26 protein-coding genes are annotated in these 25,125 nt (G+C 65.2%); 9 read left to right on the top strand and 17 right to left on the bottom strand.

Features of this window, described 5'->3' with window-relative positions; genetic code table 11:
- Positions 1–51 precede the first annotated feature (51 nt).
- Positions 52–693: a LysE family translocator gene (locus tag CH285_RS24695; protein WP_094644088.1), complete on the top strand. Its 642-nt coding sequence runs from the start codon at positions 52–54 to the stop codon at positions 691–693.
- On the opposite strand, the gene atzF is transcribed toward CH285_RS24695, so the two are convergent.
- From atzF to CH285_RS24670, 5 genes are read right to left on the bottom strand one after another with little or no spacing between them, the layout of a single operon-like run.
- On the bottom strand, positions 643–2,376 hold the full coding sequence (gene atzF, locus CH285_RS24690; RefSeq protein WP_094644087.1) for an allophanate hydrolase: 1,734 nt from the start codon (positions 2,374–2,376) through the stop codon (positions 643–645). The genes CH285_RS24695 and atzF overlap by 51 nt on opposite strands.
- A complete protein-coding gene (locus CH285_RS24685; RefSeq protein WP_094644086.1) occupies positions 2,366–4,390 on the bottom strand; it encodes a 5-oxoprolinase/urea amidolyase family protein in 2,025 nt (674 codons plus the stop codon). Before CH285_RS24685 ends, atzF begins: the two co-directional genes overlap by 11 nt.
- A complete protein-coding gene (locus CH285_RS24680; protein WP_032392566.1) occupies positions 4,387–5,013 on the bottom strand; it encodes an urea amidolyase associated protein UAAP2 in 627 nt (208 codons plus the stop codon). The genes CH285_RS24685 and CH285_RS24680 overlap by 4 nt, the downstream gene beginning before the upstream one ends.
- The gene (locus tag CH285_RS24675; RefSeq protein WP_094644085.1) at positions 5,010–5,792 is read right to left on the bottom strand and encodes an urea amidolyase associated protein UAAP1; all 783 of its coding nucleotides are present in this window, start codon (positions 5,790–5,792) and stop codon (positions 5,010–5,012) included. The genes CH285_RS24680 and CH285_RS24675 overlap by 4 nt, the downstream gene beginning before the upstream one ends.
- Before the next feature lie 6 nt (positions 5,793–5,798).
- On the bottom strand, positions 5,799–7,346 hold the full coding sequence (locus CH285_RS24670; protein WP_094644126.1) for an amino acid permease: 1,548 nt from the start codon (positions 7,344–7,346) through the stop codon (positions 5,799–5,801).
- Positions 7,347–7,533: 187 nt separating this feature from the next.
- On the opposite strand from CH285_RS24670, the gene CH285_RS24665 reads away from it, so the two are divergent.
- The 4 genes from CH285_RS24665 to CH285_RS24650 are packed head-to-tail and all read left to right on the top strand — an operon-like array spanning position 7,534 to position 10,163.
- The gene (locus CH285_RS24665) at positions 7,534–8,235 is read left to right on the top strand and encodes a TetR/AcrR family transcriptional regulator (protein ID WP_032389380.1); all 702 of its coding nucleotides are present in this window, start codon (positions 7,534–7,536) and stop codon (positions 8,233–8,235) included.
- Entirely contained in the window at positions 8,232–8,897 is a 666-nt protein-coding gene (locus CH285_RS24660; RefSeq protein WP_094644084.1) for an SDR family NAD(P)-dependent oxidoreductase, read from the top strand. Before CH285_RS24665 ends, CH285_RS24660 begins: the two co-directional genes overlap by 4 nt.
- A gap of 14 nt (positions 8,898–8,911) precedes the next feature.
- Complete coding sequence (locus CH285_RS24655; protein WP_032389378.1) at positions 8,912–9,352, top strand: cupin domain-containing protein; 441 nt, start codon at positions 8,912–8,914, stop codon at positions 9,350–9,352.
- Positions 9,345–10,163 (top strand): spermidine synthase, encoded by an 819-nt coding sequence (locus tag CH285_RS24650; RefSeq protein ID WP_032389377.1) that lies wholly within the window; start codon positions 9,345–9,347, stop codon positions 10,161–10,163. The genes CH285_RS24655 and CH285_RS24650 overlap by 8 nt, the downstream gene beginning before the upstream one ends.
- Before the next feature lie 22 nt (positions 10,164–10,185).
- Here CH285_RS24650 and CH285_RS24645 read toward each other — a convergent pair whose 3' ends face one another.
- Positions 10,186–11,538 carry an 8-oxoguanine deaminase gene (locus tag CH285_RS24645; RefSeq protein WP_176458589.1) on the bottom strand — a complete coding sequence of 451 codons (1,353 nt, stop codon included), beginning with the start codon at positions 11,536–11,538 and terminating at the stop codon, positions 10,186–10,188.
- An 81-nt stretch (positions 11,539–11,619) separates the two neighbouring features.
- On the opposite strand from CH285_RS24645, the gene CH285_RS24640 reads away from it, so the two are divergent.
- On the top strand, positions 11,620–11,916 hold the full coding sequence (locus tag CH285_RS24640) for a putative quinol monooxygenase (RefSeq protein WP_027495153.1): 297 nt from the start codon (positions 11,620–11,622) through the stop codon (positions 11,914–11,916).
- On the opposite strand, the gene CH285_RS24635 is transcribed toward CH285_RS24640, so the two are convergent.
- Genes CH285_RS24635 through CH285_RS24620 form a run of 4 tightly spaced genes read right to left on the bottom strand, consistent with a single transcriptional unit; the run spans position 11,894 to position 17,988 of the window.
- Positions 11,894–13,714, bottom strand: coding sequence for a bifunctional diguanylate cyclase/phosphodiesterase (locus CH285_RS24635; RefSeq protein ID WP_255032300.1), 1,821 nt, complete (start codon positions 13,712–13,714; stop codon positions 11,894–11,896). The genes CH285_RS24640 and CH285_RS24635 overlap by 23 nt on opposite strands.
- Before the next feature lie 55 nt (positions 13,715–13,769).
- Entirely contained in the window at positions 13,770–16,139 is a 2,370-nt protein-coding gene (locus CH285_RS24630) for a lysylphosphatidylglycerol synthase transmembrane domain-containing protein (protein ID WP_094644083.1), read from the bottom strand.
- Between the two features lie 9 nt (positions 16,140–16,148).
- Positions 16,149–16,736 carry a GNAT family N-acetyltransferase gene (locus CH285_RS24625; protein WP_032367733.1) on the bottom strand — a complete coding sequence of 196 codons (588 nt, stop codon included), beginning with the start codon at positions 16,734–16,736 and terminating at the stop codon, positions 16,149–16,151.
- Complete coding sequence (locus tag CH285_RS24620; protein ID WP_094644082.1) at positions 16,705–17,988, bottom strand: MFS transporter; 1,284 nt, start codon at positions 17,986–17,988, stop codon at positions 16,705–16,707. The genes CH285_RS24625 and CH285_RS24620 overlap by 32 nt, the downstream gene beginning before the upstream one ends.
- An 87-nt stretch (positions 17,989–18,075) precedes the next feature.
- Here CH285_RS24620 and CH285_RS24615 point away from each other — a divergent pair, with 87 nt between their 5' ends.
- Both CH285_RS24615 and CH285_RS24610 read left to right on the top strand, forming a co-directional pair.
- On the top strand, positions 18,076–18,390 hold the full coding sequence (locus CH285_RS24615) for an ArsR/SmtB family transcription factor (protein ID WP_094644081.1): 315 nt from the start codon (positions 18,076–18,078) through the stop codon (positions 18,388–18,390).
- A gap of 34 nt (positions 18,391–18,424) precedes the next feature.
- A complete protein-coding gene (locus CH285_RS24610) occupies positions 18,425–19,594 on the top strand; it encodes a macrolide family glycosyltransferase (RefSeq protein WP_094644124.1) in 1,170 nt (389 codons plus the stop codon).
- On the opposite strand, the gene CH285_RS24605 is transcribed toward CH285_RS24610, so the two are convergent.
- The 6 genes from CH285_RS24605 to CH285_RS24580 form a co-directional block, all read right to left on the bottom strand.
- Positions 19,587–20,045, bottom strand: a complete 459-nt coding sequence (locus tag CH285_RS24605) for a hypothetical protein (RefSeq protein WP_094644080.1) — start codon at positions 20,043–20,045, stop codon at positions 19,587–19,589. The two genes, CH285_RS24610 and CH285_RS24605, sit on opposite strands and share 8 nt — an antisense overlap.
- Before the next feature lie 19 nt (positions 20,046–20,064).
- On the bottom strand, positions 20,065–20,388 hold the full coding sequence (locus CH285_RS24600) for a hypothetical protein (protein WP_032369979.1): 324 nt from the start codon (positions 20,386–20,388) through the stop codon (positions 20,065–20,067).
- A gap of 57 nt (positions 20,389–20,445) precedes the next feature.
- The gene (locus tag CH285_RS24595) at positions 20,446–21,189 is read right to left on the bottom strand and encodes an AIM24 family protein (RefSeq protein ID WP_032369978.1); all 744 of its coding nucleotides are present in this window, start codon (positions 21,187–21,189) and stop codon (positions 20,446–20,448) included.
- A gap of 9 nt (positions 21,190–21,198) precedes the next feature.
- Positions 21,199–21,876, bottom strand: a complete 678-nt coding sequence (locus CH285_RS24590) for an AIM24 family protein (RefSeq protein ID WP_032369977.1) — start codon at positions 21,874–21,876, stop codon at positions 21,199–21,201.
- Position 21,877: 1 nt separating this feature from the next.
- Complete coding sequence (locus CH285_RS24585) at positions 21,878–22,486, bottom strand: AIM24 family protein (RefSeq protein ID WP_094644079.1); 609 nt, start codon at positions 22,484–22,486, stop codon at positions 21,878–21,880.
- A 66-nt stretch (positions 22,487–22,552) separates the two neighbouring features.
- The gene (locus CH285_RS24580; RefSeq protein WP_032370057.1) at positions 22,553–23,530 is read right to left on the bottom strand and encodes an LLM class F420-dependent oxidoreductase; all 978 of its coding nucleotides are present in this window, start codon (positions 23,528–23,530) and stop codon (positions 22,553–22,555) included.
- Between the two features lie 59 nt (positions 23,531–23,589).
- On the opposite strand from CH285_RS24580, the gene CH285_RS24575 reads away from it, so the two are divergent.
- Positions 23,590–23,967 (top strand): VOC family protein, encoded by a 378-nt coding sequence (locus CH285_RS24575; RefSeq protein WP_032369976.1) that lies wholly within the window; start codon positions 23,590–23,592, stop codon positions 23,965–23,967.
- 10 nt (positions 23,968–23,977) lie between these two features.
- Here the strand turns inward: CH285_RS24575 and CH285_RS24570 are convergent, their stop codons facing one another.
- A complete protein-coding gene (locus CH285_RS24570) occupies positions 23,978–25,102 on the bottom strand; it encodes a S1C family serine protease (protein WP_032369975.1) in 1,125 nt (374 codons plus the stop codon).
- Positions 25,103–25,125 lie beyond the last annotated feature (23 nt).

Genomic DNA, 25,125 nt, shown 5'->3' with positions numbered 1-25,125 from the left:
GAAGGTAACTGGCTCTACCCGGGCGTTCGACTATCGGGAAGTGTCGACCGTATGGTCTCGTGGTCCGCAGTATTCGGCGTGTTCGCCGTCGCCCTCGTGTTGGTTCTGACACCGGGTCCCAACATGATCTACCTCGTCTCGCGCAGCATTTCGCAAGGCAGGCGGGCGGGGATGGTGTCCCTCGTAGGTGTGGCTGTCGGCTTTCTGGTCTACCTGACGGCCACCAATCTCGGCCTGGCAGCGGTGTTCACGGCCGTGCCCGCGTTGTACATCGCGGTCAAGCTCGCCGGCGCGGTCTACCTCGGTTGGCTTGCCGTGCAGGCGCTACGCGGAACGGCCTCCGCCTTCGAGGCGACTGCACTGCAACAGGATTCGAACCGTCGACTGTTCGCGATGGGTCTGGTGACCAACCTGCTGAACCCGAAGATCGCGATCATGTACATCTCCGTGATTCCGCAGTTCGTCGATCCTGCGGCTGGCCGCCTTCTGCTGCAGGGCTTCACACTCGGCGGCGTACAGATCGCCGTAGCGGTGGTGATCAATCTGGTGATCGTGGTTCTGGCCGGATCGATCGCCCGATTCCTCGCCGTCCGGCCCACCTGGCTGAAGATGCAGCGCTACCTCATGGGCACCGTGCTCGGGCTACTGGCTGTCCGCGTCGCCACCGACGGCAGCAGGCCCGTTCCCGCGTGAGCAGTACGTACGCCAACCGCCGAATTCGGTGATGTCGGTGCCGTTCTCGGCCGCGTCGTGGGCGCAGCAGAACCCGGTGACCCAGCGTCCGTCCGACAACTCGACCGGACCGAGGCCCATCGGCGCGGGCAACCCGGCGAGGAAGGTGCCGAGCGCAGCAGCGGACATCCGGTACAGCTCTCCGGCTATGGGTGCGCCGTCCCCTTCCCGCCGCACCAGACCGGGCTTGGGCGGTGTGGTGTGCAGATCCACGAGTCGATAGTCCGCAGACGTGGTCACCTCGCCGCTGAACCGTGCGCCCCGATCGGTCAGCTGGCTGTGTACCGGGAACCCGCGTAGGTGTGCCCCTACGGCCAGCACCTCGATGCCGTCGTCGATCAGCGAGGGTGACGGCGCTTCGCTCAGCCGAGCAGCGAGGTCGATCGCGATCTGATCCTCGAACGCAGGGACGACGAACATCACTCCGAATGGAGTACCGTCCGGCGTCGGGGCACCGGGAACGGCCACCGCGGCCATGTCGAGCAGATTGCAGAAGTTGGTGAACGTACCGAGGCGACGATTGATGGCAATCGGATCCGACTGCACCGCAGCGATACTCGGATGCTCGGTGGTGGTGGGCAGCAGTAGACCGTCGACGTCGCGTAGCAGTTCGCGGGCAGCCGTCTTGGCCTGGGTGAGTGTGCCCAGATCGTCCACGTACCGGTGCGCGGACGGGCCGGCTGCAGAGCGGACGATGGCATCGACCGTGGGATCGGCACCGTCCGGCGCGGTGTCGAGAAATTCTCCGACGGCCGAATAGCGCTGCGCCACAATGGCTCCGTCGTACAGCAGTGTCGCCGCATCGAGCAGCCCCGAGATATCGACCTCGATGTGGGTGAAGCCCTTCTCGGCCAGGCCTGCGACCGTCTCCTCGAATGCCCGACGGTATGCCGGGCTCAGCGATACCAGATCCGTGGCACGCGGAACGGCGACCCGGGGTTCCGGTGACGCGGCCAGTCGTACGTCGGCGGGCCAGGCCCGGCTGCGCGGATCGGTGGTGGTCGGACCGGTCATGACTTTGATTGCTGCCGTGGCACTGTCGAGATCGTGGGCCAGAACGGTGACGCAGTCGTAGTCGGCGCAGGCGGTAACGACGCCGGTGTTCGGCACGATCCCCAGTGTCGCCTTGATGCCGACGAGTCCGTGGAACGCGGCGGGGACTCGCCCGGATCCGGCTGTGTCGGTGCCGATTCCGATGTCCGCGATCCCCAGTGCCACCGCCACCGCCGAGCCGGAACTGGATCCGCCCGAGACCAGCGTGGGGTCCCAGGCACAGCGCACTGCTCCGTAGGGGCTACGGGTGCCGACCAGTCCGGTAGCGAATTGGTCCAGGTTGGTCTTGCCGAGTATCAGAGCGCCCTGGCTCGTCAGTCGCTCGATGGCGACGGCGGAGATTGCTGGTGTGTAGGCGAATTCGGGGCACGCCGCAGTAGTGGGCAGACCGGCGACGTCGATGTTGTCCTTGACCGCAACCAGCACGCCGGCGAGCGGCAGATCTGCACCTGCCTCCAGTGCGCGTTCGAGCGCCACGGCCTCGGCCAGCACGTCGTCCTCGTCGCGCAGGGTGATCCACACCTCGGGTCGGTCGACCTCCGCGATTCGCTTGTAGGCCTGCAGAACTCGTTCTCGTACCTCAGGCAGCATCGATCTTGCCTCTCTTGTCGAATTCTCCGGCTGCCGACCACGCGTCCCGCTCGGCCCCGAAGGCCACGGCCTGAGTCGCGCGGAACTCCGCGATGGACTCGGCGTTGGACTCGAGGAAGTTCTCGTGCTCGGCGAGCGAGAACTCACCGTCGGTGATCTCGACTCCACCGCCTCGGCCTGCTGCCAGATCGGCGCGCAGGTCCATCAGCTCCTCGGGTTCGACCGAGTACCAGGAGATTCGGTCGAAGAACCGCAACAGCCACGGGGTGCCTTCATCGAACGGGCCTCCGCTGTACGTGGCACTGTGGTTCCACACCTGCGTGGTTCGGCCGACGAACTGATATCCGCCGGGACCTTCCATGCCGTAGATGCAGAGGTATGCCCCGCCGATGCCGACGGCATTCTCCGGCGTCCACGTGCGTGCCGGGTTGTACTTCGTCGTCACCAACCGGTGGCGCGGATCCAGCGGAGTCGCCACCGGGGCACCGAGGTACACGTCACCGAGCCCGAGCACCATGTAGTCCGCCGCGAAAACGGTGTCGAAAACGTCTGCGACGGAATCGAGTCCGTTCATCCGCCGGATGAACTCGATGTTCCAGGGACACCACGGGGCGTCGGCACGCACGCCGTGCATGTACCGCTGGATCGCTTCCCGGGTCGACGGGTCGTCCCACGAGAGCGGGAGCCGAACCTGGCGGCTGGGCACCACGAGCTCCGAGGCTGCGGGCAGATCGTCCTCGACCTCGGCGAGCAACCCCATCAGCGAATCGATCGACAGTACATCGGGATTCACCTTCACCTGCAGCGAGCGGATGCCGGGCGTCAGATCCAACAGGCCTCGGGGCGCGATGGCTTCGACACGCTGATGCAGCGCGTGAACCCGTGCTCGCAAGGTGAGGTCGAGTTTCATGTCGCCGTACTCGACGAGCACGTTGTCGTCACCAGATCGCCGGTAGGTGACGCAGGTATCGGCGTCGCGCCGAGCGATGACGCCGTCGTCCCCGTCGCCGCCGGCGGAGAAGACTGCGGGCAGTGATGCGCGCCGAGCGAGGCCGAGCGATCCCAGCGGCGCGGTGGCTGCAGCCCGGACCGGCACGAATCGGATGGTGTCGCCGGGACGAAGCTGGCCGAGCTTCCAGCGTTCGGCCGCGACAACGGTGACAGGACAGACGAATCCGCCGAGACTCGGGCCGTCGGGGCCGAGCAGGATCGGGGTGTCGCCGGTGAAGTCCAAAGCACCCACGCTGTAGGCGTTGTCGTGGATGTTCGACGGGTGCAACCCCGCCTCGCCGCCGTCGGCGCGAGCCCACTGCGGCTTGGGTCCGATCAGCCGAACTCCGGTGCGATCGGAATTGAAGTGCACCTCGTAACGGGTCGCGTAGAGGGTGTCGATGTCGTCGCGGGTGAAGAACTCGGGTGCTCCGTGCGGGCCTTCGGTGACGGCGATGTCCCAGTTGGACGTCAGCACCGGCAGGTGTTCCATCGGGATCGGTCCGAGGACGGCTGAGTTGTCGGAGCGGCCGGCCAGTCCGATGATGTCTCCCTCGCCCAGGATGCCGCCGCGATGTCCGCCGAACTTACCGAGCGTGAATGTCGCTGCGCTGCCGAGGTAGTCGTCGACGTCGAGGCCACCCTGGATCAGGACGTACACCCGCAGACCGTGTCCGGTGGTGGTGCCCACGTCCAGTGTTGCTCCGGCAGGTACCAGAACCGGTCGCCACTGCGGGGCCGGTCGGCCGTCGATGCGCACCGGCACTGCTGCACCGGTGACGCAGACGTAGGTGTCGGCGTCGAACGTCAATGCCGGTCCGGCCATGGTCGATTCGAGGCCGGGTGCGCCCTCGGGATTGCCGAGCGCGGTGTTGCCGAGCCGGAACGACAGATCGTCCATCGGTCCCGACGGCGGCACGCCCACCTTCCAATATCCGACGCGTCCCGGCCAGTCCTGCACGGTCGTGATCATGCCGGGCCGCTGCACGGTCATCTTGGCGGCCTTACTGTTCACAGCGGTCATGATCGCGTCACGATCATCTGCACTGCGGTGGGCTCGAACCCGTTGCAGGGGTTGTTGATCTGCGGGCAGTTCGAGACCAACACCAGGGTGTCGATCTCTGCGCGCAGCGAGAGCGTCTTACCGGGGGCCGACAGACCGTCGACGATGCCGAGGGTGCCGTCGGCGTCGACGGGGACGTTCATGAAGAAGTTGATGTTGGGGGCCAGATCTCGCTTGCCGAGTCCCCACTTGGAACCCTCGATGAGGAAATTCTCGACGCACGCGTGCTGGTGCTGGGTGTGATGGCCGTAGCGCAGGGTGTTCGATTCCTTGGAGCACGCACCGCCGACGGTGTCGTGGTTGCCGACCTCATCGTCGATGATCGTCATCAGCGGTGTCGAATCATCGCTGCGGAGAACGGTTCCGGTGGTCAGGAACAGGTTCTGTTGCGCGGTGACGGTCGCGGCCGCGGAGTATCGCAGTGAGTGATCGTGTGCGGCGTACAGCAGGGTGTCCACGGCCTGATTGCCGTAGAGGTCGACGATGGTCAGGACGTCGCCGGCCTCGACGATTGCCGACCAGGGGCCGAACGCGGGAGCGATCTCGTCTCTCACTGTCACCGTGTTCACTGTGCTGGTAGTCATTGCGCTGCCTTCCATGCGTTCTCGGTGTTCTGCACTGCTCGCTGGTATTCCGGCTCGGTGTTGTCGAGTGTGAGCAGCTCCTCCGGTGCGCGCCAGGCCAGTACGTCGAGTGTCGTCGTGTCGTACTCGGGACTGGGGTTCAGTGGGTGAGCGGTGTTGGCGAGCAACACGATCACCGGCAGGTGGATGAGCAGATCCACCGAGCGGCCCGGTCCGGCAGAGCCGGTGCTGACGAGGCTCCCGTCCGCGTCGACGGTGACGCCGTGGAAGAACGACAGCGATGGTCCGACGTCACGCGGCTCGAGTCCGTGCTTGGCCGCGGCAAGGGTGAACAGCTCGCGTCCGGCCGGAGCGGACGAATGCGGTCCGCTCACTCCGTATTTGGCGATGTTCGTCGCCGTGGACGTGGTACCGCACAGCGCGTCGTGGTGACCGGAGGTGTCGGCGACGATGGTCGCCAGCACGCGGCCCTGATCGGAGAGCAGGGGGTGGCCCGCGCTCAGGTACGCCTGCCACGGAACCTTGACGGTGTCAGCGGTGTTGAGACGCTCCCACGGTGCGTCGACGCGAAAGAGCAGCAGGTTGGCACAGGCGGCACCGTCGACGTCGACGAGGCGCAAGCGGGTTCCGCGAGCCAGAACCTTCGTGGTGTAGCTGCCGCCGGGCACCGATTCTGCCCACGTCAGTTCCGACACGCCCTCCGGTGCTGTGGGGGCCGGTGCGAGGGTCGCCTGGGACCGCGCGTGTTCCTTGGCCGAATGGGTGGTTGCTGTGCTCATGGTGGTTCAGGCTCCGATCGTGACGGGCTTCGGGTGGGCTTTGCCGCGGGGCAGGCAGGCGATGCCCACGACGATCACTGCGAGGACGGTCAGGGGTGCGGCCCAGCGCAGCAGCGGGAATTCGCCGGTGGGGTCGAAGATTTCGGCTCGTGGCCACGAGAGGTTGACCACCATGAGCCCGCCGTAGAGAACTGCGGCGATGTTGACCGGCAGGCCGAGTCGGCCGAGGGTGAAGAGCTTCTCGCCGTCGGCGTCGTGCATGATGCCGCCGTGCGGCCAGCCTTTGAGTCGCTGGATCAGCAGCGGGACGGTCACCATCATGTAGGCGAGGTAGATGAGCACGATGCAGACGCTCGACAGGGTCGTGAAGATCGCGGAGTTCCCGACGTTGACGGCGAGGATGGCTACGCAGGCGAGGCCGATCAACACCGAGGGTGCGATGGGAGTTCCGGTGCGCGAGTTGACCTTGGCCAGTGCAGCGGATGCCGGCAGTCGTCCGTCGCGGGCCATGGAGAACATCAATCGGGAGGCTGCGGTCTGGATGGCGAGGGTGCAGATGAACACGGCGATGGCGACGTCGACGAGCAGGACCTTGCCCCACGGCGAGGTGAGAATCGAATCGATGACGTACGGAAGTCCCTGCGTCGCAAGCTGACCGTCGGTGAGGCTGGGAGCGGCCATCAGTGCGCCGACGATCATCAGGCCACCGCCGAGAGCCGATGCCGAGAGCGCGAGGCGGATGGTGCGCGGTGCGACGCGTCGAGGATTGCGGGTTTCCTCGGCGAGCTCGCCCGCCGAGCCGAAGCCGACCATGACGTAGGCGGCCATCAGACCCGAGACGATCCAGGCCCCGATGTAGCCGGGATCTGCTCCGGTACTGCCGGTATCGAACACCACCTGCGGGCCGCGCTCGGCGTGAGTGAAGAAGACCAGCACGAGGGCGATGACACCGACGATCTCGCAGGTGACTCCGATGCTGTTGATGCGCGACATCCAGTTCACGCCGATGCAGTTGATGGTGGTCGTGAGTACCAGCAGAATCGAGCCCAGCACAACGGCATTGGCGGCACCGCTCGGCGAGGTGAGTGCCGTGTCCTCGCCGATCAGTTGGAACCCGCCCCAGATGCTGGGCAGCACCACCTGCAACGCGATTGCGGCGGCGGAGGCGGTGACGATCTGCGCGATGATCATGAACCACCCGGCGAACCAGCCGACCAGTTCACCGCCCATGCGCCGGGACCAGTGGTAGATGGCCCCCGAGATGGGGTAGCGCGCGGCGAGTTCGGCGAAGTTCAAGGCGACCATGAACTGGCCGAGGAACACCAGCGGCCAGGTCAGGAAGAAGGCCGGGCCGCCGAAGCTGAAGCCGAGGCCGAAGAGCTGGAAGATGGTGGTGAGGATGGAGACGAACGAGAAGCCGGCGGCGAACGACGCGTACTTGCCGAGGCTACGGTGCAGCTGCTGGTCGTACCCGAGGGCAGCAAGATCCGAATGGTCCGTCGTACGAACCGGTTCGGATCCCGCGCCGGGGGCCGGCAATGTTGTCGAGCTCATGTTCACTCCTACGGGCGAGGTGGGTGGTGAGTGACCGCCCGCTGCATCGCCGAGGCGGGTTTCTGTCAGTTGATAGTTTTCGGCACCGCCGTTCCCGGGCGGTGTCCGTCGTGAAACAAGCTCGTTTCGTCTATTTCGATCAGATGACAGAAATCTCACCGTCACGTGGACCTGACAAGATGCAGTCATGACCGGCGCAGGCAGACCACGGCTGAGCACAAAGAAGCGGGCAGGAGACACCGCTCGCGAGGAAATACTCGACGCTTCGGCCGAGCTGTTCACCACGCGCGGATTCACCAACACCTCGACCCGCGTCATCGCCGACGCCGTTGGATTGCGTCAGGCCTCGCTCTATCACCACTTCGCCACCAAGGACGACATCCTCGACGCACTTCTCAGCGGCACCGTCGACGCGCCGTTGGCCGTTGCGCAGCGAATCCGCGATTCCGGAGCCGAGGCGCCGACCCAGATGTACGCCCTCGCCTACTTCGACGCCGGGCAGCTGGCCGCGTCCACCTGGAATCTGGGTGCGCTCTATCTGCTGCCCGAGTTGCGCAGTGAGCGTTTCGAGGCCTTTCGCGATCACCGCTACACACTGATGAGCCTGTATGCGGCCATCGCGTCGGACACGCTGGTTGAACTCGGTTCCGAGCGTCGGCCGGGCACCGAGGACCTGCCGTTTCGCCTGGTGGAGACCGTGGTCAACGCGCGAGCGGATCGCGAGAACGGACGCCGCGACCCGACGGTGGATGCGGCGGGGATTGCCGTGGCCGCCCTGCGGGTGCTCGGTTGGACCGCGGATGTCACCGCGTTGCACGAGAGTGCGGAAGCCCTGCTCGAGACGGTCGTCGGAATAGTCGAGGATTCTCGCTCCTTGCATTCGACATGACATCGATAGCAATAGTCGGAGCAGGTGCAGGTCTCGGAGCAGCAGTGGCGCGTAAGTTCGGCGCACAGGGCTTCTCGGTCGGCCTGATATCCCGCAACCGGTCCCGTGTCGACGCACTCGCTGATCAGTTGGCGGCCGACGGTGTATCCGCCAAGGGATTCGTCGCCGATGTGCGCGATCCGGCCTCGATCGCCGCAGCGCTCGAGCAGGTCACCGAAACGCTCGGCCCCATCGAGGTGCTGCAGTACAGCCCGCTTCCGCAGAAGGACTTCATGCGGCCCGTGCTCGAGACCACCCCGGCCGACATGGTCGGTCCGGTCGAGTTCTCCATCTACGGACCCATCGCCGCCGTTCATCAGGTGCTGCCGGGAATGCGCTTCCTCGGCAAGAACAAGGGCACGATCCTGTTCGTCAACGGCGGCTCTGCCGTGAAGCCCGGTCGTACCGTCACCGGCACATCCATCGCGTTCGCAGGTCAGGCCGCCTATGCGCAGCTGCTCAACGAGGAGTTGGCCGCGGAGGGAATTCAGGTGTCGCAGTTGATCATCGGCGGTGCCATCGACGGTAGCGATCCGCAGAAGAGCCCGGAGGCTCTCGCCGAGCAGCTGTGGAGCCTGCACACCGAGCGCGACAGGTTCCGGGTTCAGGTCGCCACGGACTGACTAGGCTTGCCGGCATGACATCGTTGCCCGACTGGGCTCAGAGCCTGGACCTGGCACCCCACCCGGAGGGTGGATGGTTCAAGGAGACCTGGCGCAGCGAGGTCACGATTCCACAGGCAGCTCTGCCCGACGGTTATCCCGGCCCGCGCGCGGCAGGGACGGCAATTCTGTTCCTGCTCATGCCCGGTCAGCAGTCGGCCTGGCACACCGTCCGCGGCACCGAGATGTGGCTGTATCACCGCGGTAGTCCGGTGCAACTCGACCTCGGCGGCGACGGGGTCGAGCCGGGGTCGGTGACCTCGCTGCTGGTCGGTCCCGACACTCCGCAGCAGATCGTGCCACCGTCGGTGTGGCAGCGGGCGCGTCCGATGGGCGAGGAGCCGAGCTTGGTCAGCTGCACCGTCACCCCGGGATTCGATTTCGAGGACTTCCGGCTCGAGGACTCCCATGGGTAGGAAGCGTGAGTCCGCTGGAGGGCTGAAGCCCGGCCTGTTCGAAATCGACTCGGGCACCTGCGAACTGGTGCGCGATACGTTCTCCGACGACGGCTGGGTCGTCAACGTCAACGACGTCCCGAGCTCGCACATCGACATGAACGACCCCACAGTCCTCGAGTTCGAGTACATGCGGTGGATCTCGGGACTGGTTCGAGCGCAGTGGGATTCGACCTTCCCGCTGCGGGCGCTGCATCTCGGGGGCGGGGCCTGCACGCTGGCGCGCTCGTTCACCGCCGAATTCCCCGGTGCGCGTCAGGTGGTCGTGGAGCTCGACGGGAAGCTCTCGGAGCTGGTTCGTGAATGGTTCGACCTCCCTCGGGCACCGCTGCTGCGTATCCGCGTCGGCGAGGCACGGGCCGTCACCGAGACGCTGAGCGAGAACAGCCGAGACCTGATCGTGCGAGATGTGTTCGCCGGAGCCACAACTCCGGCCCCGCTGCTCACCGCCGAGTTCACCGAGCATGTTCGACGCGTTCTCTCGCCCGGCGGCATGTATGTCGTCAACTGCGGTGATCGACGCGATCTCTCGCTCGCGAAGCAGGAGGCGTCGACCATCGGAAGTATCTTTCCGCACACGGCGATCGTCGCCGATCCGGCGATGCTCAAGGGCAGGCGCTACGGCAACATCATCATCGCCGGCAGTGACGTCCCGATCGGAGACTCCCCGGCTTTGGCGCGGGAACTTCTCGGCGGAGCAGTTCCGGCGCATGTGTGGTTGACCGACGAGGTCACGACTTTCGCGCGTGATGCAAAGATGTTGCGGGATTGAAGTACTGGGTTCCAAGACCCGCTCACAGCACGTCCTGCGCGAGTGTCATCAGGCGACGGTGCGCATCGGCTCCGGCGCGGCCTATTTCGTCCTGCGGTGCGCTGATCAGGACGTCGTTCTCGACGATCGTTCGACCGCCCACCATCAAGCGAGCAAGCGGTGGCGTCTGCCCGTAGGCGAACGCGACCACAGGGTCGTCCACGGCCGAGTAGAAACCATCGGTGCGCCAGATGGCGATGTCGGCCAGCTTGCCAACCTCGAGCGAACCGATCTCGCTCTGCCGTCCCAGTACCTTTGCACCGCCCAGGGTTCCGATCTCGAGTGCCTGACGCGCGGTCAGTGCTGTCGGACCGTACTTGGCTCGCTGCATGTACATCGCCTGGCGGACCTCGCCGGCAAGCGGCACCATCTCGGCCGAAGCGGAACCGTCCACACCGAGGCCGACGGGTGCGCCGGCCGCGAGCAGGTCCGAGATTCGCGCGATGCCTGCGCCCAGACGTGCATTGGAACTCGGGCAGTGCGCAATGCCGGTGCCGGTGGCCGCCATCTTCGCGATGTCGGAGTCGTGCAGGTGTACCGCATGGGCGAACCACACGTCGTCGCCGAGCCAGCCGACCTGCTCCATGTATTCGACCGGGGTGCAGTTCATCTGAGCGATGCAATGCTCCTCCTCGTCCAGAGTCTCGGCCAGATGGGTGTGCAGCCGAACACCTTTTGCGCGGGCGAGTTGTGCGGACTCGACGAGCAGTTGCTTGCTGATCGAGAACGGGGAGCACGGCGCGACGGCGATGCGGAGCATAGAGCCGAAGGAGGCGTCGTGATAGGTGTCGATGGCCTCGGCGGTAGCGGTGAGGATGTCGTCGAGCGTTTCGACCACCTCGTCGGGCGGCAGACCGCCGTCGGAGACACCCCGGTCCATCGAGCCGCGGCACGGCTGAAATCGGACGCCGATGCGCTGAGCCGCGTCGATCTCGGCGGCGAACAGGTCGCCTCGGCCCTTGGGGAAGATGTAGTGGTGATCGGTACTGGTGGTACAGCCCGATTTCGCCAGCCACCCGAGCCCGGCAGCGGCAGCGCCACCGACGACCTCGGCATCCATCTTCGACCATGGCTTGTACAGCGCCACAAGCCATTCGAAGAGCGTGTTGTCCTTGGCGAGACCTTGAGAGGCCCACTGATAGAGGTGGTGATGGGTATTCACCAGTCCAGGCGTGACGAGGCAGCCGGACGCGTCGATGTTCTCTGCCCCGGCGAGGACCGGTGCCGAGCCGGATCCCACGGCGGTGATCTTCGTTCCTTCGATCACGAGATAGCCGGAGGGAATCTCGTCGCCGACAATGGGGGCGATATACGCATTGGAGATCACGGTGGTCATGTGTCGTCGGCCTTTCGAGTTGCTGCGACATCGTAAGCCCGCCGGAGCGTCGGCGCAGCGGAGCGGGTCTAGGGTGACGGTATGGCTCTCATTGCACAGTTGGATCTGACGTTCAAGCCCGAATCCCTTGCCGAAGCACGGGCGCTGCTGCGGACCGTTCTCGCGGACACCCGCGCGTTCGAGGGGTGCCTCGGCGTCGAGGTGTGGGTCGACGAAGAGAACGAAGCGCACGTCGTCGCGCATGAGACGTGGGAATCGGCGGAGGCCGACGCGAAGTACCGCGAGTTCCGCGCCGGACCGGGCAAGATCGTCGAATTGCCGCCGCTGCTCGCCGCAGCACCGTCGTTGACTAAATTCACCGTCGATTCCTCGGTGTAGCGGATTCGTCGATCCGGCCACCGGCCACGGTGGCCGGTTGTGGTCGACCGGTGAGGAACCCCTGCACCATGTCGGCACCGAGATCGGCCGCCACCCGCAATTCCGCGTCGGTCTCGACACCCTCCATGATCACGCCGGCACCGATCTGTCGGGCGAAGTCGATGATCGCCGTGGCCGCGGCGCGACGGAACGAGTCCCGGTCGATTCCGTGCACGAGTGCGTAATCGATTTTGAGGGTGTCGGGCCTGAGCTCGACGATGTGGCGCATACCGGCGAATCCGGCTCCGACGTCGTCGATGGAGATTTGAACCCCCGCGTCGCGCAGCTTCTCGATGGCGCGGGTCACCGCACGGTAGTCGTCGACACGTTCGTGCTCGGTGATCTCGAGGTGGAAGGTTCGGGTTGCCAGATGCGGACGCAACCGGTCGAGTAGGTCGGTCGTGCGGATGGTGTCGGCCGACGCATTGAGCGACACGAACGGCCCCGGTGGCAGCAGATGAACATCCGCTAGTGCCCGTTCCAGTGCGGCGCGTTCGAGCCGTGGACCGACGCCGGCCTCGGCTGCGTCGCGGTACCACGACAGGGGCGATCCGTGGCCGAACGGGAACCGCGACAGTGCCTCGTAGCCGACGGTCGAACCGGTGACCGTGTCGCAGATGGGCTGAAAGAAGATGTCGGGACCGCCGGATTCGATGAGCGCATCGATTCTCTGCCTGGCCTGTTCGCGGGCGTCCGCTGCGGACAGTCCCGTCTCCGGAAACTTTCCCGAGGTCCGTGCTTTGAAGCGATACATCTCGATGTCGGCGAGAGCGATCAACCGTCGGACCAGTACGTGTAGGCCGGTGTCGGCGGGTGGCGTCTCCACGGCCGAGCCCACACTGGTGGTGAACGGCGGGCCGTCGAACGATTCCTCCAGCGATGCGCGAATCCTGTTGTCCGATTCGGCGATCGACTCTCTGGTTCCGACGCTGACGACCACGAACTCGTCGCCGCCGAGTCGTGCGACCGCGGACTTGTCTCCCACCGCACAGGACAGGCGACGGGCGACCTCGACGAGCACTGCGTCACCGGAGGGATGGCCGAACCTGTCGTTGATGTGCTTGAACCGATCGATGTCGAGGACGGTCACTCCGACCGCTTGCTGTGCGCGATCCTCTGCCGGGGACAGGCGCAACGAGTCGACGGTATCGAGCAGCCCACGTCGGTTCCACAGGCCGGTCAACGGATCTCGCAATGCTCTCGCCGCGCTCGTTCGCAGCTGACCGATGTACGACTTGATCATGAAGGGTGCGGCGTAGAGGGATCCGATGGTGACCATTCGAGAAGTGGTGGACCATGGATCGGCGCCCTCCGAGACAGCCAGAGCGGCGAGGCCCGCAAGGGTGAGTGCGCCGATTGCCAAGTGAATCAACATGACACGATGCGAGCTCGCGACGACGATGAACGCTGCGACGATCGAGAACATCGCGCAGCCCGGCATCGCGTCGAAGTGGGTTTGGAAGGCGAAGAGAACGGTCACGATGCCGACGTCGGCGTAGAGGATGTAGACGATCGCCATCCTCGGGGATGCCCACGGCCGGACGTACCAGGCAATCGCCACCGGCACCGTGGTGACGGACGCGAGGAGGACGGCGATCGACATGGGGTCGGAGAACTGACCGGCGGGGACCATCAGGGCCCCGGCGAGGCCGAATGTGAGCGTCATTCCGCTGATGAACAGCCGCACCCAGCGTTCCTCCGCGGTGGGTGCGAAGTCTCCCGGTTCGGAAATGGTGACGCCCTCCGTAGAACCAGCCACTAACCTGCGTGAACGCTAGCACCCACAACTGGTGCCGTAGTGGGGATACAGCCGTTCAGACCATGTCGTGTTTGGTGAGCCAGCGCAACGTCGGCCAGCCGAGAAACACCGGTAACCAGCAGGTCAGTACGCGATAGAGCAGCACGGACGGGACTGCGATGGAGGCGGGGAGACCGAACGCGGCAAGCCCGCCGATGAGGGCTGCTTCCACGGCCCCCACACCGCCCGGCGTCGGGGCGGCCGAGGCCAATGTGCCACCGATCATCGTCACCACTGTCACCGTCACGAACGTCGTTCCGCCGCCGAACGCCTCGACGCTCGCCCAGAGGGCGAGCGCAGCACCCAAAGTGGTTGCGGCACAACCCAGGATGATGATCGAGAACCGTTTCGGGTCGCGGGCGAGTTCGCCGAGCTCGGTGAGCACTTCGGCAACCTGGGGCCGGACGGCCACTTTCAGCCACAGTCGCAGCTTGGGCACGAACATGAAGGTTCCGACGACTCCGAATGCGACGCCGGCGATGAGGTACAGGACGGTGTTGCCCGGCACCATGTTGGACAGCCCCGACGACGTTCCGGCGACGACGCTGAAGAAGATCAACAGGCTGACATGGGTGATCACCTGAACCGACTGTTGCAGTGCCACAGCGGCCGTCGCGCGGACGGTACCCAATCCACCCTTTTGCAGAAAGCGAACGCTCAGGGCCAGGCCACCGACGCCCGCAGGTGTCGTGGTCGCGGCAAAAGTATTCGCTACCTGCATGATCGTCAGATTCCGGAAGCTGACCTTGCCGAATGCGCAGGCCCACAATGCGGCACCCGCACCGATGTAGGTCAGTGCGGAAACGGCCAGACCGAGCAGTGCCCACCACCAGTCGACCGAACCCAATTCGACGACGAACGCGGGAACTGCACTGATGAACGGGTATGCGACGTAGACCAATCCGATCAGCAACACGAGCGAGATGATCTGGTTGCGGCTGAATCGAGTGACCTGCTCGGCCTCGATCCTCGCGGCACCGGTCTGTTCGAGCACTTCGAGCCGGACGGACTTCATCGTCTTTCCTGCATCGGCAACCGACTGACGCACACGAAGGGGGATGGCGGACTTGGTCAATCGACCGGACGCCGCGATCACGACGTCGATTCCCAATACCTCGACGGCGGTGGCCACGGCGCGATGGGAGCCGAAAAGGTCTGCGGTGGTGAGCAACAGCTGTGCGACGTCGGATTGCATCTGCGCGTCCGACGCGCCGAGTTCTGCGTGCCCGAACCCGCAGAACAGTGCCGCGCCGTCGTGGAGCCGCAGTTCACCCCGATGCAGGTCACCGTGCGAGATCTGATTCTCGTGCAACGTGTTCAGAGCCGACCAGAGAGCTCTGAGCGCGGCATCGTCGAGCTCGGCCTCGATGGGGTCGCCGATGGGCTGGCTGTGCGCGTACAACGTCCAGCCGCGGTCGAGTGCTGCTACCGCCAACGGGTCGCTGCCTGCGGCGTTCATACTCTTGATGGCCAGGCCCATCAACGCGCGATGCTCGACGGCGCGGCGCATGGACGCATGCAACGGCGCCGTCTCGCTGCCGCGGCGGGTGATCCATCGCCAGAACTGGCGTAGCGCACCGCCACTGCGTTGGTTCTGTCCGTAGAGCTCGACCACCACATCGGCGTCCGGGGTGTGTGCGTTCAACACCAACGGGCCCGGGCCCGCGGGGCGCACGACGGTGAAGCTGCGGACGTCGACGCCCCGGCTGCGGAACAGGCGCACGGCCGCGTCGAGTGGAACCTCCAGTGCCGGAGTGCCGACCAGCAGCACGATGATCGCACCGACGAGCCAACCGACGGCAAGCCCGAGCAGCGAACGGGCCGGGACCACCGTGGACACGACCAGGTGTATCGGTACGAAGGCGAGCAACAGTGCCCACCATGCTCGACGCCACCGCGCGGGCAGGCCCGGGCCCGACACCGTGAGTGCCGCGGCGAGCATGGCGATCCAGCGCGAATCGTCGAGGAATTGTGACAGGAACGTGTCGAGTCGCTCGGGCACGTCCAGGTCCCACGTCGGAGTCGAGATTCCGGTACCGGTGATGGACAGAGCCAGCGCAGCGATCAGAGCTGCGGCCGCGTACCCGGCCAACAGTTTCCATTTGCGTCCGGCGATCAGCCCGATCAACACTCCGAACGGGAGGGCGAGGATCGCGACGCCGTACACGATGTAGACGGCGTTGGACTGATCGGGGCTGAGCACGCCGACGATGTTGGACACCGATTGTTCGAGTGCGTCCCACTGATTTCGGGTGATGAGCGAGCCGGCGATGACCAAGCTCAAGAACACCGAGGCGGCAACGACCCGAATGATGTCACTGGTTCTTCTCACCAGCGGCTGCAGCAGGTTTCCCGCTACGGGAACGTCCCGCCCATCCACGCGCATGGGCTCAACTTACCGTGCGGTACGTCGACGGAGTTCGTTGCGCACGGCGGGCCATTCGGATTCGATGATCGAGAACACGACGGTGTCGCGCAGTGAACCGTCGGCCATGCGTTGGTGATTGCGCAGAATGCCGTCCTGCTTGGCTCCGAGTTTCGCGATGGCCGTCCGCGATTGGAGGTTCATCCAGTGGGTGCGGAATTCCACCGCGATACAACCGAGCTCCTCGAAAGCGTGCGTCAGCAACAGGAGTTTGCTCGACGCGTTGGTACCGGTTCCGTGGGCGGAGCGCGCATTCCAGGTGTACCCGATCTCGACGCGACGGTTGTTCGCATCGACGTTGCAGAAGGTCGTCGCGCCGAGAATCTGCCCGGTATCGTTGCGCCGCAAAGTGAATGGAAGCATGGTTCCCGCGTCGAGCAGTCCCAGCCGGCGATCTATCTCTGCGGCCATGTCTTCCGGTTTCGGAACGCTCGTGTACCAGAGGTTCCAGAGCTCGCCGTCGCGGGCGGCATCGCACAGCCCCTCGAGGTGGTCGCGGCTCAGCGGCTCGAGGGTCACGAGGTCGTCAGTGAGGGTCACCGGTTGCAGAAAGGACATTGGCCGACGATACGTCCCGGCGTGGTGTTCGCAACAGCGAGAAGATCACCGCCGCGGTCACGACGAGAGCTACGACGACGATTGACACGACCTCGGTGTAGGCGTGCGCGTAGGCGTCGGCAAACCCGGGGCGTCCGGCTGCCGCGGCATCGGCGTCGACTCGGTCGGGTAGCTCGCCGCGGACCAGGACGGTCACCAACCAGGCATATCCGGCCACCATCAGGGCCTCGCTGCCGATGCGAAACAGGTTCAGCACGCCCGCCGCGGTACCGCTGCTGTGCGGCGGCACTGCAGCCAATGCCTCGCCGTCCACCAAGCCGATCGGGAGTCCGAATCCGAGCCCCAATGCGATCATCGGGACCACGACGGCACCGAGCGGGACACCTGGTTGCAGCGCCAACATGCCCAGGTTGCCGAGGACGAGGCAGCCGAGGCTGACCAGCACGACCCGAGTGGGGGTGATGGCGTCGAACATGCGGCTCAGGCGGGCAACGGTCAGCGGAGCGAGCAGAACGGGGATGGTCATGGCCAGCATGAACACTCCGGCAAGCCCCGGCGTCAGCGACGCGACAGCGCTCAGTGCAGCGGGCAGATACGTGAGCAGCGTGACGAATCCGATGGCCCCGGCCACCGGAACGAGGCACAGGGCCAGGAATCTGCGGTTGCGCAGCAGCGAGAAATCGAGCAGGCGGTGCGCCGTCGATTCGGTTCGCAGAGCCGGCAGAGCGACAGTTCCGATGGCCGCCGCAGCCAGGACGACCGCCTGGGCGGCGAACACGCCCCGCCACTCGAACGCCGCGACGAGCAGCCCGGAGATGGTGGGCCCGAGTGCCAGACCGAGACCGTTCACGGTGCCGAACAGTGCGAACGCGGTTGCTCTGGCCGCGCCGTGGAAGTGAAGCGAGAGAATGGAAGTGGAGCCCACCAGAACTGCTGCGGCTCCGATGCCCGCGAACACCCGCGCGACATCGAGTAGGTACAACGACGGCGCGACGGCGCTGACCGCACTCGCGACGGCCGTCAGCACCACCCCGATGCGGAACGACGTGCGGTGACCGATTCGGTCCGACACCGCGCCCCAGACGACGGTGAACAGCGCGAACGCGATGTTGAAGCCGTTGACGACCCACTGCAGAGGCGTCGGATCGGTGCCGAGGTCGCCGGCGATGACCGGAAGGGCGAGTGCAGTACCCGAGATGGACATGGGTACGACGAATTGAGCCGCGAGTACGACCGGTAGCACTGCCTTCATGTGTCCCCCTGAACCGTAGGTACGATGGTTCTCGTACTAGACCAGGTTTCAAGGTACGGCGCAAGTCGTACCTTGTAGGAGGAGCGCATGGCGGACAAGGACGGGCATCCCGAGCCCGAGGAAATGCAACTGGGTGCGGTGATGTCCGCGTTGGCCGATCCGTTGCGTCGCCAGGTGGTCACCGAACTCGTCGGCGACGACGAGGGAGCCGAGCGGACGTGTATGTCGTTCGAGCTCGGTGTCACCAAATCGACTCTGACGCACCATTTTCGAGTGCTACGCGAGGCAGGCCTGGTGTTCCAGGTCGATCGCGGAAACAGTCGCAAAGTGACGCTGCGTCGCCACGAGCTCGAAGAGCGATTCCCCGGTCTGCTCGATCTGATCGCCAACGAAAACCGGTAGCCCTGCACCTTCTCCGCGTCCTACGGTGGGCGGCATGCACTTCGCGATGATCGGCACGACGGCACCGAGTCACATCTACCCCTCGCTCGCCGTCGTCGCCGAATTGGTCCGCCGCGGGCATCGCGTCACCTACGTCGTCGGCGAGTCGTTGCGGCACTTGGTGGAACCGGCTGGAGTCGAGGTGGTGGCGTTCCCCTCGATACTTCCCGACGGTCAGGGCTCTTGGCCGGACGACCCGGCCTCGGCGATGCAGGTGTTCCTCGACGAAGCGATTGCGTCCTTTCCCGTGCTCACCGCGTTCTACGACGACGATCAGCCGGATGTGATCCTCTACGACATCGGCGGCCTGACCGCCCCGATCCTCGGCGTCCGGTACGGGGTGACGGCCGTGCAGCTCTCCCCTACGTATGTCGCCTGGGACGGCTACGTCGAGGATCTCGGTGACGGGATGACCTCTATCCGCGAGTCGACAACCGGCGTTGCGTATCGCGAAACCTATGCGACCTGGTTGCGAGAGAACGACATCGACGCCGACCCGTGGGACTGGATCACGTACCCGGAGCACTGCCTGTCGTTGATCCCGAAAGTGATGCAGCCGAACGCCGATCGAGTCCCCAGCTCGGTGCAGTTCGTCGGCCCGTGTCTCGATCCGGTGCGACTGCACGACCGATCGTGGCCCGCGCCCGAGGGGCCCGTTCTCTACGTATCGTTCGGCACCGGGTACAACGAACGCCCCGACTTCTACCGGCTGTGCATCGAGACGTTCGCGAACACGGACTGGCACGTGGTGATCTCCATCGGCCGACGCGTCGACCCCGCCGTACTTGGGGAACTGCCCGCGAATGTCGAAGTCCACGAACACGTTCCGCAGCTCGCGGTGCTCGACGCCGCCACCGTGTTCGTCACCCACGCCGGAATGGGTGGGTGCACCGAAGCCCTGTGGTTCGGCGTACCGACAGTTGCCCTACCGCAGGCGGTCGACCAATTCGGCAACGCGGCGATGCTCGCCGAACTCGGCGCAGGAGTGCACATCGACTTCGACGGGATGACGGCGACAGGACTACGCGACGCCGTCGAACAAGCCCGGGGACTCGCGCCGCGCGCACGTGAGATCAGCGCAGAGGTGCGCGCGCACGGCGGCGTCGACCAGGCCGCGAATGCGATCGAGGCATTCGGTGTCGATGCCGGCGGCGCGGCTACGTAGCCAGCGTCGCCAACTCCTCGAACGTCTCGGCGTACGTGTCGCGGACCTGATCCCAGGAAGCCGTCATGTCCACACTCTCCGGACCGGCGATCGGCAGCGCATAGCCGTACTGCGAGCGCGGCACCGGGCTACCGGGCAGAACGAGTACCTGCGTGAACGCTGCAGAGTCAGGATTGAACGTCAGAGTGTGCGAGGCGACGTTGCGGCCCCAATCCTCCGACGGCCACGACAGGAAGATCACGTGCCGAGGGCTCTCGGCGGGATCGGTGTACGAGACGTAGCTGCCGTAATGATCTTCTCCCAGAGACATGATCTTGTATGCGCCGTTGTCGGTGTAGATCAACAACGCCTCGGCGAACGGCTTCTGATCGAACAGTGCCGTGTACCTCAGCGCCTGAACGAACACGGGTCGGCCCAACGGAATCGAGATTGCATCCTGCTGTGTAGTCACGAGAATCAAAGGTACCGATTCAGTCCTCCAGAACGCTGACGCTCACGCCGTAGGGCAGGAAACGAACCCGTCGACGCGGGTCGGTGTTGTCCTTGTGTGCCCGCAGCGCATCGAGTTCGGTGGCGTAGAGCTGATCGATCTGCGCCGAGCCGGCATCGTCGACGCTGTAGATCGCCCACACTCCGTCACCCTTCTGGCCTGTGGTTTCCGGCTCCGGCGGGGCCTTGGGTGCTCCCGTGTTGGCGAACAGCGAGCCGACGACCTCGCGCAGGCCCTCGGTTGCTTCACGCGCGAACTTGTCGAAGTCGTCGGATCCGAATCCGAAGGGTCCCTGGTTGGCCATGGCGCTACCTCCTGAGTGAAACTCCAGTATGCGCGTTTTCTCCGAATGGGCGAGCAGCTACTGCTGCAGTCGGGCCCCGATGGTGTTGTGCAGAGCCCGCAGTGAGTTCTGACCGAGCGAGACCGTCTGAGATTCGATGTGTCGCAACAGATGGGTGTCGTTCAGAACCTTCTCGCTCGACTGGATCAGCACCGTGCCCGCGCCGGTGAAATCGAACTGACGCTCTTCCCCACTGTTGGCCCCGAGGAATCCGCGTGCTGCGCCGAGGAAGTTCTGCATCCAGTCCGCGTCGAAGTGATGCGAGGGTGACGGGCAATCTGCCCATCCGACAAGCGCTTCCGGGTCGATCCGCAGCGGCGGCTCGGCGAACATGACCGTGCCGTTGGAGGAGGCGAGGAACTTCCCGGTACCGAGCAGGGTCAGGAAGCCGGGCACGATGGACTGCTTGAGGTCGAGAGTGGGCTCGAACGCCAGCAGATTCGCGGCTCGGATCGTCAGGTTGCCGTCGTCGAGGTCGTAGCTGTTGATGTTGAAGCCGCGGTCGCCGAGGATGAGCTTGCCCTGGCCCTGCGCCAGAACCCAGTCGTTCGAGTACAGCGGAGACGAGAAGCGCGCGGCGACGATGGCGGGCATCGACGTCTGCCCGAGCGGTTCGAAGCGAATGTTGCCGTAGTACGCGATCATCGCGCCCTTCGACGTGAACCACGGCTGGCCTGCGAGTTCGACGCAGAACGCGTAGTCGTTGCCGGGCACGTTGTCGTTGACCGGCAGGGTGTACGGGGTGTGAATCTCCAAACTCATTGCCGCTCCCTAGAACTTCTGCTCGGACGCCTGCACCCACACGGTGCCCATGCCGGTCATCTTCAACTGGATCGCCTCGCCGCTGCCCTTGCCGACGGCGTCACGCCACCCGACATTGGCGGAGATGTCGACGTTGATGTTGCCGATGTGGCACACGTACGCCTGCGGATCGATCACGACCATGGGGTTGTTGGGCCCGACCTGCAGCGGAGTCGCGCCGCCGTGCGAGAGAACCGCGACGCTGCCCTGGCCGGTGAGTTGCGTCGTGAACAGACCCTGCCCGGTCATGGCACCGCGCACTGCTCCGCGAACGCCGCCCTGGGAGGTGAGCGCAACGATGGAACTCTGCAGGTAGCCGTCGTGCACCAGGAGCCGGTCGGCCTCCACTGTGAGCATGGACGAGCCGTCGAGATGGATCACTTCGACGTACAGCCCGGCGTGGCCGTAGAAGACCTCGCCCTGACCCTCGGCGGCCATCATCGCCACGTGCTCGCCTGCCATCATGCGGCCGGCCATCCCCGCGACGCCGCTCATGCCGGGCATGGCACCCGCGCCGCCGCCCATGGAATGCGGGACGAACCGGACGTCGCCGGTGTAGTAGAGCATCGATCCGCGTCGAGCGAGCACGCTCTGATTCGGTGCCAGAACGGATTTGACGACTTTGCTGTTGACGAGTTCGAGCGGCACGTCAGCGCTCCTCGGGTTGGATGTAGACGACACCCTGGCCGTCGAAGCGGAGGGAGAACGCCTCGCCACTGCCGCCGCCGATGGCGGAGCGCCACGTGACGTCGGTGACGAAACTCTGGTTGAGCTGTCCGCGATGGGCGACGAAGGCATCGGGGTCGACGACGAGCGGATACTGCGGATCGACGGCGAGCGCGATGATCGGCCCACCCTTCGACAGCAATGCCACCGTCCCCGAGCCGCTGACGACGGTGGTGAAAAGCCCCTGCCCCGACGTCGCACCACGAAGGTCGGAGAACTTCACGTCCGTCTTCAATTGACCTGTGAGAGCAAGTAATTGAGACGATTCGACGTGCAGGTTGTCGCCTTGCACCTCGACGAGAGTGATGTCCTGGGCGTCGACCGCGAAGTACACGGTGCCTTTGCCGGACACGTCCATCAGCGACAACGACTCGCCGGTCACCTTTTGTTTGAGCGCGGCGCGGAAACCGCCGCCGCCGCCCATGCCTGCGCTCTTGAAGGCGACATCGCCTTCGTAAGCAACCATCGAACCCGACATCGCGCGCAGAGAGTCACCGGTCAGGTCTGCGACCAAAACACGGTGCCCGTTCATCCTCAGCTGAGCCACGGGGGAACTATGCCATCGCTCGCGCCCCCGCGGCTACTGCTGGAGAAAAATCTAGACGAGCGGCTTCAGAGCCTTGCCCGCCAATTCGACGGCACCGGGCTGATGTCCGTTGGTGATCAGGTTGATGATGACGCCGTCGATGCCCTGATCGAGGACGCGCTTCTGCACCTGCTCGGCGACGTCGTCGGGGGTTCCGCAGAAGTGGCGATCGGTGGCCTTCGCTGCGTCCTCCTCGGAGAGATTCGTCAGATCGAGGCCCTGCTTCAGCACGAACTCCCGCTGCAACTCCTTGGCCTTGTCGCCGTCCTCGTCGATGATGACGAAGGCGAGGAAGCTCGTCTCGAGATCCTTCGGATCGCGGTCGACTTCCTCGCAACGAGCCTGAACGGCCGCCATCTTGCGGGGCAGTTCGTTTGCGTCGCAGATGATGTTGAGGTGATCGGCGAACTGTGCGGCCAGGCCGAAGGTCTTCTTCTCGCCGCCACCGCCGAGCATGATCGGCAGGTCATCTCGGATGCGGGGCTCGTTCATGGCGTTCTCGACCTGGTACCACAGGCCGTCGAACGTGGGACGCCGGCCGCGCAGCATGGGTTCGATGATCTGTAGGGCCTCGTCGAGGCGCTCGAATCGGTCGGTGAACGTACCGAATTCGAGTCCGAAGCTCTGGTGCTCGAGTTCGTACCAGCCGGCACCGATACCGAGAATGGCCCGGCCGCCGCTGACGACGTCGAGGGTGGTGACGGTCTTGGCCAGGATCGCCGGGTTGCGGTACGTGTTGCCGGTGACCAAGGCGGAGAGTTGGATGGTGTCGGTGGCCGTCGCGAGCGCCGACAGGGCGGAGTAGGCCTCGAGCATCGGCTCGTCGGGCTTTCCGATTCCGGGGAGTTGGTAGAAGTGATCCATCACGAACGCAGTGTCGAACCCGGCCGCTTCGGCCTCGCGCGCCTGCGCGATGACCTGGGGAAAGAGTTCCGCGACCGAACCGTCGTAGCTGAAGTTGGGCATCTGGTAACCGAGGCGAATAGTCACGGCTGCCACGCTACTCGGATATCGGCCCGCAGCACGTGGGACAGCGCGATAATTCGTCCATGACCACCATCGATCTGGCCCGAGCACCGTTCTCCGGATTCGCCGTCGACGACCTGCCGGCAGCTCGCGCGTTCTACGCGGACACCCTCGGTCTGGAGGTGACCGAGAACGAGATGGGGATGCTCGAACTTCACCTGGGAGCGGCGACGGTACTCATCTATCCCCGGCCCGGTCACGTGCCGGCGCAGTACACCATCCTCAACTTCCCGGTGGTCGACATCGAGGCCGCAGTCGATGCATTGATCGCCAAAGGGGTGGTGTTCCACCAGTATCCGGACATGGGCACCGACGAGAAGGGGATCTTCCGGCACGGCGGACCGCTCATCGCCTGGTTCACCGATCCGGCGGGCAACGTGTTGTCGGTGCTGCAGGACTGAACTCGACCGCTCAGGCAGCCGGGGTTCCTTCCGCCAAAGCCGTTGTCGCGGAACGTCGTACGCCCCGGGGATCGACCCACTCGATGACGGCGACATCACCGGGGTGACGTCCGATGAGGGCCTGGGCCAGATCCGACGACGAACCGACACCGGCACCGTCGAAGGCGACGATCACATCGTCGCCGGACAGTCCGATTGCCGAGGCCGGAGAATCGGTAGCCACCGTCACCACCTCGGCACCCATCGCCGGCTTGTTGTCGAACACGGACACATCTCGCACCGACACCCCGAAATACGGGGTCGGGCCCACATGAACCGTCCCGCCGGACTGCCCCGCGACGACCTGGTCGAGCACGGCAGCAGCCTCCGAGATCGGAACCGCATACGCCTCGGGTGCCTGCGGGGGCCTGCTCTCGGAGCCGGTGCGCGCCTCGTCCGAGAGGCCCGCTGTATTGACGCCCACCACACGACCCCAGGCATCGAACAGTGGGCCACCCGAATCACCCGCTCGCACATCGGCATCGACTCGAATCATCCGATCCAGAGTGTTCCGCGAACCGTCCACCGAACTACGGGTACGCACCTGCTGATCCAGAGCCGTCACCGCACCCGGGGCAGGCACCAGAACACCTGCGCCAGCGGCATTCCCGACGGCAGTGACCGCATCCCCCACCTCGGGAGGTGAGTCCGAAGCGAACTCGACCACCGGCAGGTCGGCCGCGGAAATCAACTGCATGACCGCCAGATCACGAGATTTGTCGTAACCGAGCACGGTGGCGTCGTAGATCAGTCCGTTGCCCATGTGCACGGCGCTGATCTCGGTCGCGTTTTCGACGACGTGGAAGTTGGTGAGCACTAGGCCGTCCGGGGCGACGACGAAGCCGGTACCTGCGACGCCGGAGTAGCCGGCCGTGGCGGAGATCGTGACGACGGTGGGGTTCACTCGCGCCGAGAGGTCCTCGAGAGTGAGCGGGGGCGGCTCAACGACGGGGACAGGCGTGACCTCGGGGGCCTGCAGCTGGACGTCGGTGCCGACAATTCCGGGACTCAGCACTCCGGGACTCAGCGGCGTGGCGAGGAACCAGACACCGGCGGCGACCAGCGTCAGTACCCACGCTCGCCCACCCGACTGCATGAAAATCGATTATGGTCCGATGC

The sequence above is a fragment of the Rhodococcus sp. 05-2256-B1 genome (assembly GCF_002258465.1).
Classification (GTDB): Bacteria; Actinomycetota; Actinomycetes; order Mycobacteriales; family Mycobacteriaceae; genus Rhodococcoides; species Rhodococcoides fascians.
The sequence above is the reverse complement of the archived record's forward strand: the minus strand, read 5'-3'. Positions and strand labels throughout refer to the sequence as shown.